This is a genomic window from Agromyces sp. NPDC055520 (genome assembly GCF_053619715.1).
Map to the genome: position 1 here is coordinate 20,567 of NZ_JBSHJY010000004.1, position 16,249 is coordinate 36,815.

A 16,249-nucleotide genomic window follows, 5' to 3' on the forward strand; every position below is an offset into this window, starting at 1 on the left:
CTCGCGTCGGCTCCTCGGAATCGGCTCCGCGGCTACGGCTTGCCGCGCATGACGGCCTGCTTGACCTCGGCGATCGCCTTGGTCACCTCGATGCCGCGGGGGCATGCCTCGGTGCAGTTGAAGGTCGTGCGGCAGCGCCACACGCCCTCTTTGTCGTTGAGGATGTCGAGGCGCGTCGACGCGTTGTCGTCACGCGAGTCGAAGATGAAGCGGTGCGCGTTCACGATCGCCGCGGGGCCGAAGTACTGGCCGTCGGTCCAGAACACGGGGCACGACGAGGTGCACGCCGCGCACAGGATGCACTTGGTGGTGTCGTCGAAGATCGCGCGCTCGGCGACCGACTGCACGCGCTCTTTGCCGGGTTCGGGCTTCGAGTTCGCGACGAGGAACGGCTGCACTTCGCGGTAGCTCGCGAAGAACGGCTCCATGTCGACGATCAGGTCCTTCTCGAGCGGCAGGCCCTTGATGGCCTCTACATAGATGGGCTTGGAGATGTCGAGGTCTTTGATGAGGGTCTTGCAGGCCAGGCGGTTGCGGCCGTTGATGCGCATCGCGTCGGACCCGCAGATGCCGTGGGCGCACGAGCGGCGGAAGGTGAGCGAACCGTCTTGCTCCCACTTGATCTTGTGCAGGGCGTCAAGCACGCGGTCGGTCGCGTACATCTCGACGTCGAAGTCCTGCCAGCGCGGCTCGGTGTCGACCTCTGGGTCGAAACGGCGGATCAGGAACGTGACGGTGAACGAGGGGATCGGGGCATCCGCGGCATTCGGCGACTGGGCTTCGAGTGTTGCAGTGCTCACGTCAGTACTTCCTCTCCATCGGCTGGTAGCGGGTGATCGTCACCGGTTTCCAATCGAGTCTGATGTGGTCGGCAGCGTCTGACGAGTGCGCGTCGCCCGAGAGGTACGCCATCGTGTGCTGCATGTAGTTCTCGTCGTCGCGGTTCGGGAAGTCGTCGCGCATGTGGCCGCCGCGGCTCTCTTTGCGGTTGCGGGCCGAGTAGACGACGACCTCGGCGAGGTCGAGCAGGAACCCGAGCTCGACGGCCTCGAGCAGGTCGGTGTTGAAGCGCTTGCCCTTGTCGTGCACGGCGACGTTCTTGTAGCGCTCGCGCAGGCCCGCGATGACCTTCGTGACGTGTTCGAGCGACTCGTCGGTGCGGAACACCTGGGCGTTCTTGTCCATCTCGTCTTGCAGCTCTTTGCGAATGGCGGCGATGCGCTCGGTGCCGTTCGAGTCGCGCAGCTGCTCGAGCATGCCGCGCACGGCGGCGGCCGGGTCGTCGGGCAGGGGAGTGAACTCGGCCGTCTTCACGTACTCGACCGCGTTGCGGCCGGCGCGCTTGCCGAAGACGTTGATGTCGAGCAGCGAGTTGGTGCCCAGACGGTTCGAGCCGTGCACCGAGACGCACGCGCACTCGCCGGCGGCGTAGAGGCCGGGCACGACGGTGTCGTTGTCGGAGAGCACTTCGGCTGCGACATTCGTGGGGATGCCGCCCATCGCGTAGTGCGCGGTCGGCATGACGGGCACGGGCTCGAACACCGGGTCGACGCCCAGGTAGGTGCGGGCGAACTCGGTGATGTCGGGCAGCTTCGTCTCGAGCACCTCGGCACCGAGGTGCGTGCAGTCGAGCAGCACGTAGTCTTTGTGGGGGCCGGCGCCGCGGCCCTCGGCGACCTCTTGCACCATGCAGCGGGCGACGATGTCGCGCGGCGCGAGGTCTTTGATGGTGGGGGCGTACCGCTCCATGAAGCGTTCGCCCGAGGCGTTGCGGAGGATCGCGCCCTCGCCGCGTGCACCCTCGGTGAGGAGGATGCCGAGGCCCGCGAGCCCGGTCGGGTGGAACTGGAAGAACTCCATGTCTTCCAGCGGCAGGCCCTTGCGCCAGATGATGCCGACGCCGTCGCCCGTGAGGGTGTGCGCGTTCGAGGTGGTCTTGTAGATCTTGCCGAAGCCGCCGGTCGCGAAGATCACGGCCTTCGCCTGGAAGACGTGCAGCTCACCCGAGGCGAGGTCGTAGGCGACGACGCCAGAAGGCTGCTTGCGCCCATCGACCTCGGTCATCACGAGGTCGAGCACGTAGTACTCGTTGAAGAAGTTGATGCCGAGGCGCACGCAGTTCTGGAACAGCGTCTGCAGGATCATGTGACCCGTGCGGTCGGCCGCGTAGCACGCACGCCGCACGGGCGCCTTGCCGTGGTCGCGCGTGTGGCCGCCGAAGCGGCGCTGGTCGATCTTGCCCTCGGGCGTGCGGTTGAACGGCAGGCCCATGTTCTCGAGGTCGATGACCGCGTCGATCGCCTCTTTCGCGAGGATCTCGGCTGCGTCTTGATCGACGAGGTAGTCGCCGCCCTTGACGGTGTCGAAGGTGTGCCACTCCCAGCTGTCCTCCTCGACGTTCGCGAGGGCCGCGGCCATGCCGCCCTGCGCCGCGCCCGTGTGGGAGCGCGTGGGGTAGAGCTTCGAGATGACCGCGGTCTTGGCACCGGGGCCGGCCTCGATCGCGGCTCGCATGCCGGCGCCGCCGGCGCCCACGATGACGATGTCGAACTGGTGGTAGTGGACGCCGTCGATGACCTGGGTCTCGGCGTCGGCGCTCTGGGTGTTCACGGATCTCCTATGCGGCGCAGAACTTGGGAAGCAGGTCGGCGGGTGCGCCGATGGGGCAGGGCTCGAAGGTGAAGACGACGAGCGTGCCGAGGATGATGAGCACGGCCGCGGCGGCGAAGAGGGCGCCCTTCAGCACCTTCTGCACGAGGCCGGGGTTCGTGTAGTCGTTGACGATCGTGCGCATGCCGTTGGCGCCGTGGATGAGGGCGAGCCACAGCATCAGCACGTCCCACCACTGCCAGAACGGGTCGGCCCACTTGCCGCCGACGAAGCCGAAGTCGATGGCCTTGACGCCGTCGCCGACCATGAGGTTCATGATGAGGTGTCCGAAGATGAGCACGATCAGCACGACGCCCGAGGCGCGCATGTAGATCCAGCCCCACTTCTCGAGGTTGATGCCGCGGCGGCGCGGGCGATCGGCTGGTTTCAGCGCCGACGTTTCGATGGCAGTCATAGTCCCGCGGCTCCCTAGTGGCTGAAGACGTTGATGAGGTGGCGCGGCGTGAACGCGAGCATGGTCACGACCCAGAGGGCGATGACGATCCAGAAGAGCAGCTTCTGATGGCGCGTGGCCCAGGCCCAGAAGTCCACGAGGATGATGCGCAGTCCGTTGAACGCGTGGAACACGATCGCGCCGACCAGGGCGACCTCGCCGAGGCCCATGATGGGCGTCTGGTAGGTGCCGATGACCGCGTTGTACGCCTCGGGGCTGACCCGCACGAGCGCCGTGTCGAGGATGTGCACGAGGAGGAAGAAGAAGATCGCGACACCCGTGATGCGGTGCAGCACCCATGACCACATTCCCTCACGGCCGCGGTACAGCGTGCCACCAGGCTTCTGTTTCGCGGGCGTCTCGGGTGCGGTCAGGGTTCCTGCCGAAGTCTCTGGCATGAACAACCCTCCCTGGCTGTGTGAAATCGCCCCGGGTCGCCCGGGGCATGCGGGCACACGGCCCGATTCGAGTGTAGACCCGGCGCGCAGCGGCCGCCGGTAAGGCCCGCCTAACTCTCTCGACGTCGAGATATCGACGTCAGGATGCCTCGGGGCGCGCGCCGTCCGCCCCGATACGCTGTGCGCATGGAAGAAACCCCGATCGACGGCTTCTACAGCGTCATCCCCGCCGGCGGCGTGGGATCGCGGCTCTGGCCGCTCTCTCGCGCTGACGCACCGAAGTTCCTGCACGACCTCACGGGTTCGGGTCAGACGCTGCTGAAAGACACGTGGGATCGCCTCGCCCCGCTGTCGGGCGCCGACCGCATCATGGTCGTCACGGGCCGGGCGCATCGCGCCGCGGTCGAGTCGCAGCTGCCGGGGCTCGCCGACCACAACGTCGTGCTCGAGAGCGAGCCGCGCGACTCGACGGCCGCGATCGGCCTCGCCGCCGCCATCCTCGAACGCCGCGAGCCCGGGGTGATCATCGGCTCGTTCGCCGCCGACCACGTGATCTCGGGCACGGCGCTCTTCCGCGCAGCGGTCGCCGACGCCGTGGCCGCGGCCCGCGCCGGGTACATCGCGACGATCGGCATCACGCCGACCGAACCCGCCGTCGGCTTCGGCTACATCGAGTGCGGGGCGCCCCTCGCCGTCGCGGGGGCCGAACACGTCGAGACGGTCGCGAGCTTCGTCGAGAAGCCCGATCTCGACACCGCCAAGCGCTACCTCGCCGGCGGCGCGCACCTCTGGAACGCGGGCATGTTCATCGCTCGCGCCGACGCGCTGCTCGCCGAGATCGCGCGCAACAAGCCCGAGCTGCACGCCGGCCTCGTCGAACTCGCCGCCGCGTGGGACGACCCCGAGACCCGCGGCCCCGCCGTCGACCGCATCTGGCCGCGCCTCGAGAAGATCGCGATCGACTATTCGGTCGCCGAGCCGGCCGCGGCCGCCGGCAAGCTCGCGGTGATCCGCGGGCACTTCGCGTGGGACGACGTGGGCGACTTCGCCTCGCTCGCCAAGCTCAACACGGCCGGGCGCTCGGGCGAGCTCGCCATCCTCGGTGAGAACGCCCGCGTGCTCTCCGACGCGTCGAGCGGCATCGTCGTCAGCCGCTCGAAGCGCGTCATCAGCCTGATCGGCGTGCACGACATCGTCGTCGTCGACACGCCCGACGCGTTGCTCGTCACCACGAGCGAGCACGCCCAGCGGGTCAAGGCCGTCGTCGACGCGCTTCGGCTCGGCGGTTCCAACGACGTGCTCTAGTCGACCGCGCCGCTCCCTGAGCCTGTCGAAGGGAGCCCGTCGAAGCCCGCTCCCTGAGCTTGTCGAAGGGGCGATCGAATACAGGAAAGAGGTTCCGGATGTCTGTGAGTCGAACCATTGTCGTCGCCGTGGCGGCGGTCGCGGCGTCCGTCGCGCTCGTCTCATGCGCACCGGCGCCCGACGCCGGTGACGGCGACGCGGCGAGCGAATCGTGCGTGCGCATGGTCACGAACTCGGGCGGTCTGGAGGACCGCTCGTTCAACCAGTCGAGCTGGGAGGGGCTGCAGGCGGCCGAGTCCGAGTACGACATCGAGGCGGAGGCGATCGTCTCGACCGGTGAGACCGACCTCGCGCCCAACGTGCAGCAGGCCGTCGACTCGGGGTGCGAGCTCATCGTCACGGTCGGGTGGGAGCTCGCCGAGTCGACGCTCGATCAGGCGGGCAAGAACCCCGACCTCGCGTTCGCGATCGTCGACGAGACCGTCGAGGCCGACAACGTCAAGCCCGTCGTGTTCGACACCGCGCAGGCCTCGTACCTCGCGGGCTACCTCGCGGCCGGCGTCTCGAAGACCGGGGTCGTCGCGACCTTCGGCGGCGGCAACCAGCCGCCCGTCACCCTCTTCATGGACGGCTTCGTCGACGGCGTCGCGAAGTACAACGAGGTGCACGGCACCCAGGTGCGCGCGCTCGGCTGGGACAAGGCGGCGCAGGACGGCGCCTTCACCGGCGACTTCGAAGACGTCAACAAGGGCAAGACCCTGACCGAGAGCTTCATCGACCAGGGCGCCGACGTGATCCTGCCCGTGGCCGGGCAGGTCGGCGAGGGCGCGGCGTCGGCCGCGGTCGAGCGGGGCGGCGTGTCGGTGATCTGGGTCGACAGCGACGGCTACGAGTCGCTCGCGGCGCAGTACCGGCCGGTGATCCTGACGAGTGTGCTGAAGAACACGCAAGACGCCATGGTCGAGATCGTCGGCGACGTGCTCGACGGGTCGTTCACGAACGCGCCGTTCGTCGGCACGCTCGAGAACGGCGGGGTCGAGATCGCGCCGTACCACGACCTCGCACCGCTCGTGTCGCCCGCGCTCGACGGCGAGATCGAGGGGCTGCGACAATCGATCATCGCGGGGGAGATCGTCGTGGAGTCGCCTTCCGCGCCGGGCGGTTCCGCCCCCTGATCCGGTCGAACGGCCGTTCACCCCTGTTCACGGGGCAACTGGTCTGCTCACATGAGCAGAAGATCGCGTCTTGATAACCATTGGATGTCGTCGTGCCTCGCACGATTGCGGAGTTCGCAACATTCGGTAACGTGACGATACAAGCCTCGGATCGGTCGGGGCGCAGTCTTTGGAGGACACAGTGAAGGTCACCACCAAGAAGGCCGCATTCAGCGGCTTCGCGCTGCTCGGCGCAGCCGTGCTGCTCGCCGGTTGCGCAGCGGCTCCCGAAGAGACCGACAACCCCAGCGGAGAGGCCACGAGCGACTTCCTCCCCTGCATGGTGTCCGACTCGGGCGGCTTCGACGACAAGTCGTTCAACCAGTCGGGCTTCGAGGGCCTCAACGCGGCCTCCGACGAGCTCGGCGTCAAGCCGATCACGGTGCAGTCCGACGCCGAGACCGACTTCGCCCCCAACCTCGAGAACCTCGTCGCCCAAGACTGCAACCTGATCGTCACGGTCGGCTTCGCGCTCTCGGCCGCCACGGTCGAGTCCGCGCTCGCGAACCCCGACGTCGAATACGTCATCATCGACGACGCTGCCGACAACGACTTCGACGGCAAGGTCGACGCGCCGAACATCAAGCCCATCCTCTTCGACACCGCCCAGGCGGCGTTCCTCGCGGGCTACGCTGCGGCCGACTACACGAAGACCAACGTCGTCGGCACCTTCGGCGGCATGAACTTCCCGACCGTCTCGATCTTCATGGACGGCTTCAAGCAGGGCGTCGACTACTACAACGAGCAGAACGGCAAGGGCGTCACGGTGCTCGGCTGGGACGGCACCGACGGCCTCTTCACCGGTGGCTTCGAGGCCAACGACACCGCGCGCCAGACCGCGCAGAGCCTGATCGACCAGAACGTCGACGTGCTGCTGCCCGTCGGTGGCCCGATCTACCAGTCGGCCGCTGCCGCCATCCGCGACTCTGGTCGTGAGATCGCCATGCTCGGCGTCGACGCCGACCTGACCATCACCGACCCGTCGGTCGCCGACCTCATCCTGACCTCGATCCTCAAGGGCATCTCGGTCGGCACCGAAGACGCCGTGCTCGCGGCCGGCAACGGCGAGTTCGACACCGCTCCGTTCATCGGCACGCTCGAGAACGACGGCGTCGGCATCGCACCGTTCCACGACTTCGAGTCGAAGGTCTCGCCCGAACTCCAGGGCCAGCTCGACGACCTGAAGGCTGGGATCATCGCGGGCGACGTGAAGGTCACGTCCTACCTCGGCGAGTAGTCACCACCACGCGAGTCGGGGAGGTCGGCGCACGCCGGCCTCCCCGTTCCGCGTCCGGACGCCGTTCGGCGTCTGCGCGCTCCTTCCGCGCCTGGACCCGTTCGGCGTCGGCACGCGGCCCGGCGCACATCGAACAACATCTGAGCACGAGGCATCCCTCGCTCTCAACTTTCGTGCGGCATCACCAACAGATGCGGCCCTCTCACTAGGATCGGTGACATGAAGCTCGAACTTCGCGGCATCACGAAGCGATTCGGCAGCTTGGTCGCCAACGACCACATCGACCTCACCGTTGAGGCAGGCGAGATCCACGCCCTCCTCGGTGAGAACGGTGCAGGCAAGTCGACGCTCATGAACGTGCTCTACGGTCTCTATCAGGCAGACGAGGGCGAGGTGCTCCTCGACGACGAGGTGCAGCACTTCGCGGGCCCCGGCGACGCCATGGCCGCCGGCATCGGCATGGTGCACCAGCACTTCATGCTGATCCCCGTCTTCACCGTCGCCGAGAACGTCATGCTCGGCAACGAGACGACCAAGGGGCTCGGCCGGCTCGACCTCGCCGCGGCGCGCGCCAAGGTCGAAGAGATCTCGGCGCGGTTCGGGTTCCACGTCGACCCCGACGCGCTCGTCGAAGACCTCCCCGTCGGCGTGCAGCAGCGCGTCGAGATCATCAAGGCGCTCTCGCGCGACGCCCGCGTGCTCGTGTTCGACGAGCCGACTGCGGTGCTCACGCCGCAAGAGACCGACGAGCTGATGGGCATGATGCGCCAGCTCAGAGAGTCGGGCACCTCGATCGTCTTCATCACCCACAAGCTGCGCGAGGTGCGCGAGGTCGCCGACCGCATCACCGTCATCCGGCTCGGCAAGGTCGTCGGCGAGGCCGAGCCCACGGCGACGAACGCGGAACTCGCCTCGCTCATGGTCGGCCGTGCGGTCGAGCTGACCGTGCACAAAGAAGAGCCGAAGCTCGGCGAAGACGCCCTCGTCGTCGAGCACCTCACGGTCATCGACCCGATCGGCCAGCTCGTCGTGAACGACGTGGGCTTCACGGTGCGCCGCGGCGAGATCCTCGCCGTGGCCGGCGTGCAGGGCAACGGCCAGACCGAGCTCACCGAGGCGCTGCTCGGCCTGCAGCACCACGTGCAGGGGTCGATCACGCTCGACGGCATCGAGCTCGTCGGCGAACGCGTGCGCACCGTGCTCGAATCGGGCGTCGGCTTCGTTCCCGAAGACCGCAACGAAGACGGCCTCGTCGGCGAATTCACGATCGCCGAGAACCTCATGCTCGACCGCAGCGAGTCGCTGCCGTTCGTGCGCTTCGGCAACGTGCAGCGCGGCGTGCTCGCCGACTTCGCGCGCGAGAAGGTCGAAGAATTCGACATCCGCGCCCAGGGCATCGACGAAGCCGTGCAGAACCTCTCGGGCGGCAACCAGCAGAAGGTCGTGCTCGCCCGCGAACTCAGCCGCGAGCTGCGACTGCTCGTGGCCGCCCAGCCGACCCGCGGTGTCGACGTCGGCTCGATCGAATTCATCCACAAACGCATCGTCGCGGCGCGCGACGCCGGAGTGCCGGTCGTGGTCGTCTCGACCGAACTCGACGAGGTCGCAGCGCTCGCCGACCGCATCATGGTGATGTACCGGGGCAAGATCGTCGGCATCGTGCCCGGCAACACCCCCCGCGATGTGCTCGGCCTCATGATGGCCGGGGAAACCCCTGCAGAAGGAGCCGCCGCATGAGCGACCCCACAACGCCCGGCGATGGCGCCGGCGGCGACCTCGAACCCGACATCGCGCTCGAAGAGCCGAGCGGGGCCGCCCCCGACGAGAGCGACTCGCGCGGCGGCGCCGAGGTGACGGATGCCGCGGCGCTCGCCGCCTCGCCGGCGGGCGCACCGTCGGTGACCGGCGTCGACGACGTCGAGCCGCCGTCGAAGTGGCACACGATGCTGCGTCAGATCGCCACCGGCAACGCGCTCATCTCGGTACTCTCGGTCGTGCTCGCCCTGATCGTCGGCGCGATCATGATCGCCTTCACCGACGAGCGCGTGCAGCAGACGGCCGGATACTTCTTCGCCCGGCCCGGTGACATGCTCCTCGCCGTGTGGGATTCGGTCTCCGGCGCCTACACGGCGCTGTTCCAAGGCTCGGTCTACAACTTCCGCAAAGACACCTTCCTCGCCGGCATCCGGCCGCTCACCGAGACGCTCACCTTCGCGACCCCGCTCATCGCGGGCGGCCTCGGTGTGGCACTGGCGTTCCGCGTCGGCATGTTCAACATCGGTGGTCGGGGTCAGATGCTCATCGCAGCATCCATCGCCGGCTGGATCGGCTTCGCGGTCGAGCTTCCCTGGGGCCTGCACATGCTCGTCGCGCTCGTCGGCGGTCTCGTGGGCGGCGCCCTCTGGGCGGCCATCGCCGGCGTGCTGAAGGCACGCACCGGCGCGCACGAGGTGATCGTGACGATCATGCTGAACTACGTCGCGTTCTATCTGGTGTCATGGATGCTTCGCACCCCGGGTCTACTGCAGGCGCCCGGGTCGTCGAACCCCAAGACCCCCGGGATGCACGACACCGCGATCCTGCCGCCGTTGTTCGGGCCGCAGTTCAACCTGCACTTCGGGTTCGTCATCGCGGTCGCCGCGACCATCCTCGTGTGGTGGATCCTCAGCCGCTCGAGCCTCGGGTTCAAGTTCCGGGCCGTCGGCATCAACCCCAACGCGGCCCGGGTGGCCGGCATCAACGTCAAGGGCATGTACGTCTACGCCATGCTCATCAGTGGTGCGCTCCTCGGCCTCGCCGGCGTCAACCAGGTGCTCGGCACCGTCACGACCGGATTCACCGCGGGCATCGACGCCGGCATCGGCTTCGACGCCATCACGGTCGCCCTGCTCGGGCGCTCGACGCCGTGGGGCACCTTCGCCGCGGGCATCCTCTTCGGAGCGTTCAAGGCCGGCGGATTCTCGATGCAGGCCGCCGAGGGCGTGCCGATCGAGATCGTGCTCGTCGTGCAGTCGCTCATCGTGCTCTTCATCGCAGCGCCGCCGCTCGTGCGCACGATCTTCGGCCTGCCCGACCCGAACGCCAAGCCGAAACGACGCAAGGCCGCGAAGGAGGTGGCGAAGTGACCACGACTGCCCAACGACCCCAGATGTCGCCCCAGGCGGCGTCGCTCGACACGACCGTCGTGACCAGCTGGAAGGCGCCGATCGCCTACGGCATCTTCACGCTCATCGCGCTCGCTCTCGCCGTCTTCGCCCCGCGCTCGGGCGACACGACCTACCGGTGGTCGCGCGAGTCCGACGCCATCCAGGTGCCCGACCTCGTCGTGCCCGCCGAACAGGCGCTGTGGGCGGTCGTCGCGCTGCTCGCCGTCGCGACGCTCTACTCGGTGCTGCTGGTGCGCTCGAAGCGGCGCATTCCGCTGTGGCTCACCGTCGTCTTCGCGATCATCTTCATGTTCGGCTTCCTGACGTGGGCGGGCGCCGGTTCGTCACTGCCCATGATCGGTCTGCTGTTCGGTTCGCTGAGCCTCGCGGTGCCGCTGATCTTCGGCTCGCTGGCCGGCGTGATCGGCGAGCGGGCAGGTGTCGTGAACATCGCGATCGAGGGTCAGCTGCTCGCGGGTGCGTTCACCGCCGCCGTCGTCGCATCGGTGACCGGGCAGCCGTGGTTCGGCCTCATCGCGGCGATGGTCGCCGGCATGCTCGTCGGCATGGTGCTCGCGGTGTTCTCGATCAAGTACTTCGTCGACCAGATCATCGTCGGTGTCGTGTTGAACGTGCTCGTCACGGGCCTGACGAGCTTCTTCTTCTCGCAGGTGCTCGCACCCAACGCGGCGACGCTCAACACCCCGCCGCGGTTCGACCGCTACCCGATCCCGCTGCTCGGCGACATCCCGATCATCGGCCCGGTGTTCTTCCGACAGACGGTCATCGTCTACCTCATGTACATCGCCGTGGCGCTCGTGTTCTTCGGCCTGTTCTACACACGCTGGGGGCTCCGCGTCCGCGCCGTCGGCGAGCACCCGCAGGCCGCCGACACCGTGGGCATCAACGTCAACCGCACGCGGTTCTGGAACGTGGCCCTCGCCGGCGCCATCGCCGGCCTCGGCGGCACGTTCTACACGATCGGCTCGGGCATCGCCTTCAACAAAGAGATGACGGCGGGCGCCGGCTTCATCGCTCTCGCGGCGGTGATCTTCGGCCAATGGGACCCGATCAAGGCGACCCTTGCGGCGCTGCTGTTCGGTTTCGCGTCGAATCTGCAGAACACGCTCTCGGTGATCGGTTCGCCCGTGCCGAGCGAGTTCATGCTGATGCTGCCCTACGTCGTCACGATCTTCGCCGTCGCCGGGTTCGTCGGCCGATCGAGGGCGCCCGCTGCCGACGGCAAGCCGTACATCAAATCCTGAGCGGATGCCCCGGGCCACGGGGCATCCGTCAACCGACCCATCTCGAAACGGGGGAGCACCATGACCGCAACGGATGCGATCGACTGGAACGAGCTTCGCGGGCGCGCCCGTGAGGCGATGGCGAAGGCGTACGTGCCGTACTCCGAGTTTCCCGTGGGCGCCGCGGCGATCGTCGACGACGGCCGCATCGTGAGCGGGTGCAACGTCGAGAACGCCTCGTACGGCGTGACCCTCTGCGCGGAGTGCTCGCTCGTCTCGGCGCTCGCCATGTCGGGCGGCGGCAAGCTCGTGGCGTTCACCTGCGTCGACGGCCACGGAGCCGCCCTCATGCCGTGCGGGCGCTGCCGGCAACTGCTGTACGAGCACTCGGCCGAGGGCATGCTGCTCGACACCGTCTCGGGCATCAAGACGATCGACGAGGTGCTGCCCGATGCGTTCGGTCCGCGGCAGCTCGCCGAATACCGGGGAGTGAACTCATGAGTGCCGTTGAGCCGTTCGACGCCGTCGATCTGATCCGTGCCAAGCGCGACGGGCGCGTGCTCGAGACGCCCGAGATCGACTGGCTCGTCGACGCGTACACACGCGGCTACGTCGCCGACGAGCAGATGTCGGCCATGACCATGGCGATCTTCCTCAACGGCATGACCCGCCGCGAGATCCGCGACCTCACCATGGCGATGATCGCGAGCGGCGAGCGCATGGACTTCTCGGGGCTCGGCAAGCCCACGAGCGACAAGCACTCGACCGGCGGCGTCGGCGACAAGATCACCCTGCCGCTCATGCCGCTCGTCGCGACGTTCGGCGTGGCGGTGCCGCAGCTCTCGGGCCGCGGACTCGGCCACACGGGCGGCACGCTCGACAAGCTCGAGTCGATCCCCGGCTGGCGTGCCGACCTCACGAACGACGAGATGTTCGCGCAGCTGCGCGACGTCGGCGGCGTCATCTGCGCCGCCGGCGCGGGCCTCGCGCCGGCCGACAAGAAGCTCTACGCCCTGCGCGACATCACCGGCACGGTCGAGGCGATCCCGCTCATCGCCTCGTCGATCATGTCGAAGAAGATCGCCGAGGGCACGGGCGCACTCGTGCTCGACGTGAAGTTCGGGTCGGGCGCGTTCCTCACCGACATCGAGCGCTCGCGCGAGCTCGCTCGCACCATGGTCGAACTCGGCGAAGACGCGGGCGTCGCGACCTCGGCCCTCATCACGAACATGAACGTGCCGCTCGGTCTCACGATCGGCAACGCCAACGAGGTGCGCGAGTCGGTCGAGGTGCTCGCCGGCGGCGGCCCGTCGGACGTGCGCGCGCTCACGGTGGCCCTCGCCCGCGAGATGCTCGCCCTCGCCGGGCAGCCCGACGTCGACGTGGAGGCGGCGCTCGACGACGGCCGTGCCATGGACACGTGGCGACGGGCCATCCGCGCCCAGGGCGGCGACCCCGACGCTGAGCTGCCGGTGGCGCGCGATCACCACGTCGTGACGGCTGAGCGCGACGGCGTGCTCGTGGCGCAGCACGCCCTGCCGTTCGGCATCGCGGCGTGGCGCCTCGGCGCCGGGCGTGCCCGCAAGCAAGACCCGGTGCAGCACGCGGCCGGCATCGACCTGCACGCCAAGCCGGGCGATGCCGTGCGCAAGGGAGAGCCGCTCTTCACCCTGCACGCCGATGAGCCCGCCCGCTTCGCGCGCGCGCTCGAGGCCGTCGAGGGCGCCTGGCGCATCGGCGACGCGGGCGACCCGATCGAAGACGGCGGCCCCCTCATCGCCGACCGCATCGGCCGCTGACCCCGTTTCTCCCCACCCTCTCCCTCCGCGCCTCGCGCCTCCCGTCTCGGGTCTGCGCGCCTCGCGCTCCGCGTCTCGCGCTCCGCACGCGTCCCGAATCTTGCGCGAGCGGGCAGTAGATGCCGCCTGGCCGCGATTCGGGCGGCATCTACTGTCCGTTCGACGGAGTGGAGGGGGCGGGGAATTCTGTCCCACCTGTCGCCGCACTCCGCGCGCGTCCCGAATTTGGCGCGAGCGGGCAGTAGATGCCGCTTCGGTGCGATTCGGGCGGCATCTACTGCCCGTTCGGCGGGGTGAGAGGGGTGAGAGGGGTGAGAGAGGGTGAGAGGGGTGAGGCGGCGGGACCGACGGCGCGCTACGGGCGCCAGCCGCGGGCGCGCAGCGCGGTGTCGAGGGCGTCGAGCACTTGGGCAGGGCTCCAATGCTTGGTGATCCTCACCACGAGCCAGCCCGCGGCAGCGAGGGCGTTCAACCTCGCGACATCCTTCGCCCATTGCTCGTCGTCGTCGCGGTGTTGCTCGCCGTCGTACTCGAGCAGCACCCGGTGCGCACGGAACACCAGGTCGCCCCGAGTGTGCGTGCCGTCGAGAAGGGCGATGCGCGAGTTCAGTTCGGGTTCTGGATACCCGGCGCGGCACACGGTGAGACGTGTGCGCGTCTCGCGCGCGGAGTAGCTGTGCGGGCGCATCTCGATCAACGCCGGTGTGAGCAGGGCCGCACCCCGTTTGCCCCTGCGGCGTCGCACCGCGGCGTCGATCTCGTCGCGGCTCGCGAGCGGCGTCGGCAGTCCGAGCAGTCGGTCACCTGCCTCGATGAGATCGTCGAGCGTGAGCAGCGCGCCGAGCTCGCACCACGTGTCGGCAGCGGCGAGCACGGGCATCCCGCGATGCCGACTCACGACCAACCCGTCTTTCGTCGTGTGCCCGACGACATCGCGCACACGCGGTGCCCGCTTGCCCGGCACCGTCACGTGCAGGGGAGTGGTGGACTGCAGACGCGCCGGCAGCGGAATGCCCCAGAGCTGCGCCGCCGTCGGCCCGGAGAACCACGCGATGGGGGCATCGCGCGCGAGGTAGGCGAGGCAGCGGTCGATGAGTTCTTCGGGGGCGTCGCTCGACGCGCGCACCCCGCGGAACGGCGCTCGCAGATCTCGCGCTCGCAGGCGTCGAACGCTCAGGCCATGTTCGAGGGCCTCGCCGGTCGAGAACGGCGCGATCGTGAAGGCGAGGGGGAGCGGCAGCGGCTGCATTCGTCGAGTATCGAGGGCGCGCGACATCCGCTCGCCTGAAAATCACGAACCTGTGAAGGATGCCGCGCGCTCACGCCCTGTGGAGGCAGAGTCGCCCGCGCTCGCCACTGCGTCCCTTCGTGCCCACGCTCCCCGCCGGTCCCGGTCCCGGCCCCAGTTCTGGGGTCGAACGGGCAGTAGATGCCGCGCGCAGTGCGCAGAGGCGGCATCTACTGCCCGCTCGACTGGATGAAAGGGGGCGGAATGCGCGGGTGGGGCGGAGGCAGCAGAAGGGGCAGGGGTGGGGGCGGAGGCGGAGGCCGGGGCAGGGGTGGGGGCGGAGGCGGAGGCCGGGGCGGGTGTTGGAGCGGGCAGTGCGGCGCACGGCGTCTTGCTTCGAGATTGCCGAGACTTCCGAGGCGCCCTGTCGCTATCGTGGAGACGTGAACACGATTCCGACGGAGTACCGCCTCGAAGGCGACGGCACGAACATCCAGGCCCTGCCGAAGATCTCGCTGCACGACCACCTCGACGGTGGCCTGCGCCCGCAGACGCTCATCGAACTGGCCGACGAGATCGGCCATGAGCTGCCGGCCGGCGTGGCCGACGCCGACGCGCTCGCCCAGTGGTTCGGCGAGCGCTCGAACTCCGGTTCGCTCGTCGAGTACCTGAAGACCTTCGACCTGACGACGTCGGTGATGCAGACCCGCGAGGGCCTCACTCGGATCGCGCGTGAGTTCGTGCAAGACCTCGCGGCCGACGGCGTGATCTACGGCGAGATCCGCTGGGCGCCCGAGCAGCACCTCGCGCGCGGGCTCAGCCTCGACGAGACCGTCGAGGCGGTGCAGGCCGGCATCGAGCAGGGCATCGACGATGCGCAGGCGCAGGGCCGCGGCATCCGTGCCGGTCAGCTCGTCACTGCCATGCGCCACAACGATCGCGGTCTCGAGATCGCCGAGCTCGCGGTGCGCCACCGCGACCGCGGCGTCGTCGGCTTCGACATCGCGGGCCCCGAGGCGGGGTTCCTGCCGAGCCGGCATCGCACGGCGTTCGACTTCCTCGCGAGCCAGTACCTGCCGGTCACGGTGCACGCGGGCGAGGCCGACGGCCTCGAGTCGATCCGCAGCGCGCTCTTCGACGGTCGCGCGCTGCGCCTCGGGCACGGCGTGCGCATCGCCGAAGACCTGATCATCGATCGTCAAGACGACGAGAACACCTACGTCTCGCTCGGCCCGATCGCGCAGTGGGTGCGCGACCGCGAGATCGCCCTCGAGACGAGCCCGTCGTCGAACGTGCAGACCGGTGCGATCGCGGCGTGGGGCGACGAGCTCATCGACCACCCGTTCGACCTCTTGTACCAGCTCGGGTTCCGTGTGACGGTCAACACCGACAACCGCCTGCAGTCGGGCACCACGCTCACCCGTGAACTGGCGCTGCTGAGCGACGCCTTCGGCTACGACCTCGATGACTTCGAGACGTTCCAGCTGAACGCGGCCGCCGCCGCGTTCCTGCCGCTCGACGATCGCGAAGAACTCGCCGAGCTGATTCAAGACGGCTTCGACGACGCCTGACACG

The 16,249-nt window shown here is 68.7% G+C and carries 14 protein-coding genes; 9 read left to right on the forward strand and 5 right to left on the reverse strand.

The window, feature by feature from the left end; genetic code table 11:
- Nucleotides 1-32: 32 nt before the first annotated feature.
- The 4 genes from ACWGST_RS03460 to sdhC are packed head-to-tail and all read right to left on the reverse strand — an operon-like array spanning nucleotide 33 to nucleotide 3,501.
- A complete protein-coding gene (locus ACWGST_RS03460) occupies nucleotides 33-800 on the reverse strand; it encodes a succinate dehydrogenase iron-sulfur subunit (protein WP_452045248.1) in 768 nt (255 codons plus the stop codon).
- Between the two features lies 1 nt (nucleotide 801).
- Nucleotides 802-2,610, reverse strand: coding sequence for a succinate dehydrogenase flavoprotein subunit (gene sdhA, locus ACWGST_RS03465; protein ID WP_452045249.1), 1,809 nt, complete (start codon nucleotides 2,608-2,610; stop codon nucleotides 802-804).
- Nucleotides 2,611-2,617: 7 nt separating this feature from the next.
- A complete protein-coding gene (locus tag ACWGST_RS03470; RefSeq protein WP_452045250.1) occupies nucleotides 2,618-3,064 on the reverse strand; it encodes a succinate dehydrogenase hydrophobic membrane anchor subunit in 447 nt (148 codons plus the stop codon).
- Between the two features lie 14 nt (nucleotides 3,065-3,078).
- Entirely contained in the window at nucleotides 3,079-3,501 is a 423-nt protein-coding gene (sdhC, locus tag ACWGST_RS03475; RefSeq protein ID WP_452045251.1) for a succinate dehydrogenase, cytochrome b556 subunit, read from the reverse strand.
- A gap of 186 nt (nucleotides 3,502-3,687) precedes the next feature.
- On the opposite strand from sdhC, the gene ACWGST_RS03480 reads away from it, so the two are divergent.
- The 8 genes from ACWGST_RS03480 to ACWGST_RS03515 all read left to right on the forward strand — a co-directional run bounded on the left by ACWGST_RS03480 (nucleotide 3,688) and on the right by ACWGST_RS03515 (nucleotide 13,446).
- On the forward strand, nucleotides 3,688-4,806 hold the full coding sequence (locus tag ACWGST_RS03480; RefSeq protein WP_452045252.1) for a mannose-1-phosphate guanylyltransferase: 1,119 nt from the start codon (nucleotides 3,688-3,690) through the stop codon (nucleotides 4,804-4,806).
- Between the two features lie 98 nt (nucleotides 4,807-4,904).
- Nucleotides 4,905-5,981 (forward strand): BMP family lipoprotein, encoded by a 1,077-nt coding sequence (locus ACWGST_RS03485; protein WP_452045253.1) that lies wholly within the window; start codon nucleotides 4,905-4,907, stop codon nucleotides 5,979-5,981.
- Nucleotides 5,982-6,162: 181 nt separating this feature from the next.
- On the forward strand, nucleotides 6,163-7,257 hold the full coding sequence (locus tag ACWGST_RS03490; protein ID WP_452045254.1) for a BMP family lipoprotein: 1,095 nt from the start codon (nucleotides 6,163-6,165) through the stop codon (nucleotides 7,255-7,257).
- A 219-nt stretch (nucleotides 7,258-7,476) separates the two neighbouring features.
- Nucleotides 7,477-8,994 carry an ABC transporter ATP-binding protein gene (locus ACWGST_RS03495; RefSeq protein WP_452045255.1) on the forward strand — a complete coding sequence of 506 codons (1,518 nt, stop codon included), beginning with the start codon at nucleotides 7,477-7,479 and terminating at the stop codon, nucleotides 8,992-8,994.
- On the forward strand, nucleotides 8,991-10,382 hold the full coding sequence (locus ACWGST_RS03500) for an ABC transporter permease (RefSeq protein ID WP_452045256.1): 1,392 nt from the start codon (nucleotides 8,991-8,993) through the stop codon (nucleotides 10,380-10,382). The genes ACWGST_RS03495 and ACWGST_RS03500 overlap by 4 nt, the downstream gene beginning before the upstream one ends.
- A gap of 23 nt (nucleotides 10,383-10,405) precedes the next feature.
- On the forward strand, nucleotides 10,406-11,668 hold the full coding sequence (locus tag ACWGST_RS03505; RefSeq protein ID WP_452045362.1) for an ABC transporter permease: 1,263 nt from the start codon (nucleotides 10,406-10,408) through the stop codon (nucleotides 11,666-11,668).
- A gap of 60 nt (nucleotides 11,669-11,728) precedes the next feature.
- Nucleotides 11,729-12,148: a cytidine deaminase gene (locus ACWGST_RS03510; protein ID WP_452045257.1), complete on the forward strand. Its 420-nt coding sequence runs from the start codon at nucleotides 11,729-11,731 to the stop codon at nucleotides 12,146-12,148.
- Nucleotides 12,145-13,446, forward strand: a complete 1,302-nt coding sequence (locus tag ACWGST_RS03515; RefSeq protein WP_452045258.1) for a thymidine phosphorylase — start codon at nucleotides 12,145-12,147, stop codon at nucleotides 13,444-13,446. The genes ACWGST_RS03510 and ACWGST_RS03515 overlap by 4 nt, the downstream gene beginning before the upstream one ends.
- A gap of 355 nt (nucleotides 13,447-13,801) precedes the next feature.
- Here ACWGST_RS03515 and ACWGST_RS03520 read toward each other — a convergent pair whose 3' ends face one another.
- Nucleotides 13,802-14,695, reverse strand: a complete 894-nt coding sequence (locus tag ACWGST_RS03520; RefSeq protein ID WP_452045259.1) for an endonuclease domain-containing protein — start codon at nucleotides 14,693-14,695, stop codon at nucleotides 13,802-13,804.
- 422 nt (nucleotides 14,696-15,117) lie between these two features.
- Between ACWGST_RS03520 and ACWGST_RS03525 the strand changes: the two genes are divergently transcribed.
- Nucleotides 15,118-16,245 carry an adenosine deaminase gene (locus ACWGST_RS03525; protein WP_452045260.1) on the forward strand — a complete coding sequence of 376 codons (1,128 nt, stop codon included), beginning with the start codon at nucleotides 15,118-15,120 and terminating at the stop codon, nucleotides 16,243-16,245.
- Nucleotides 16,246-16,249 lie beyond the last annotated feature (4 nt).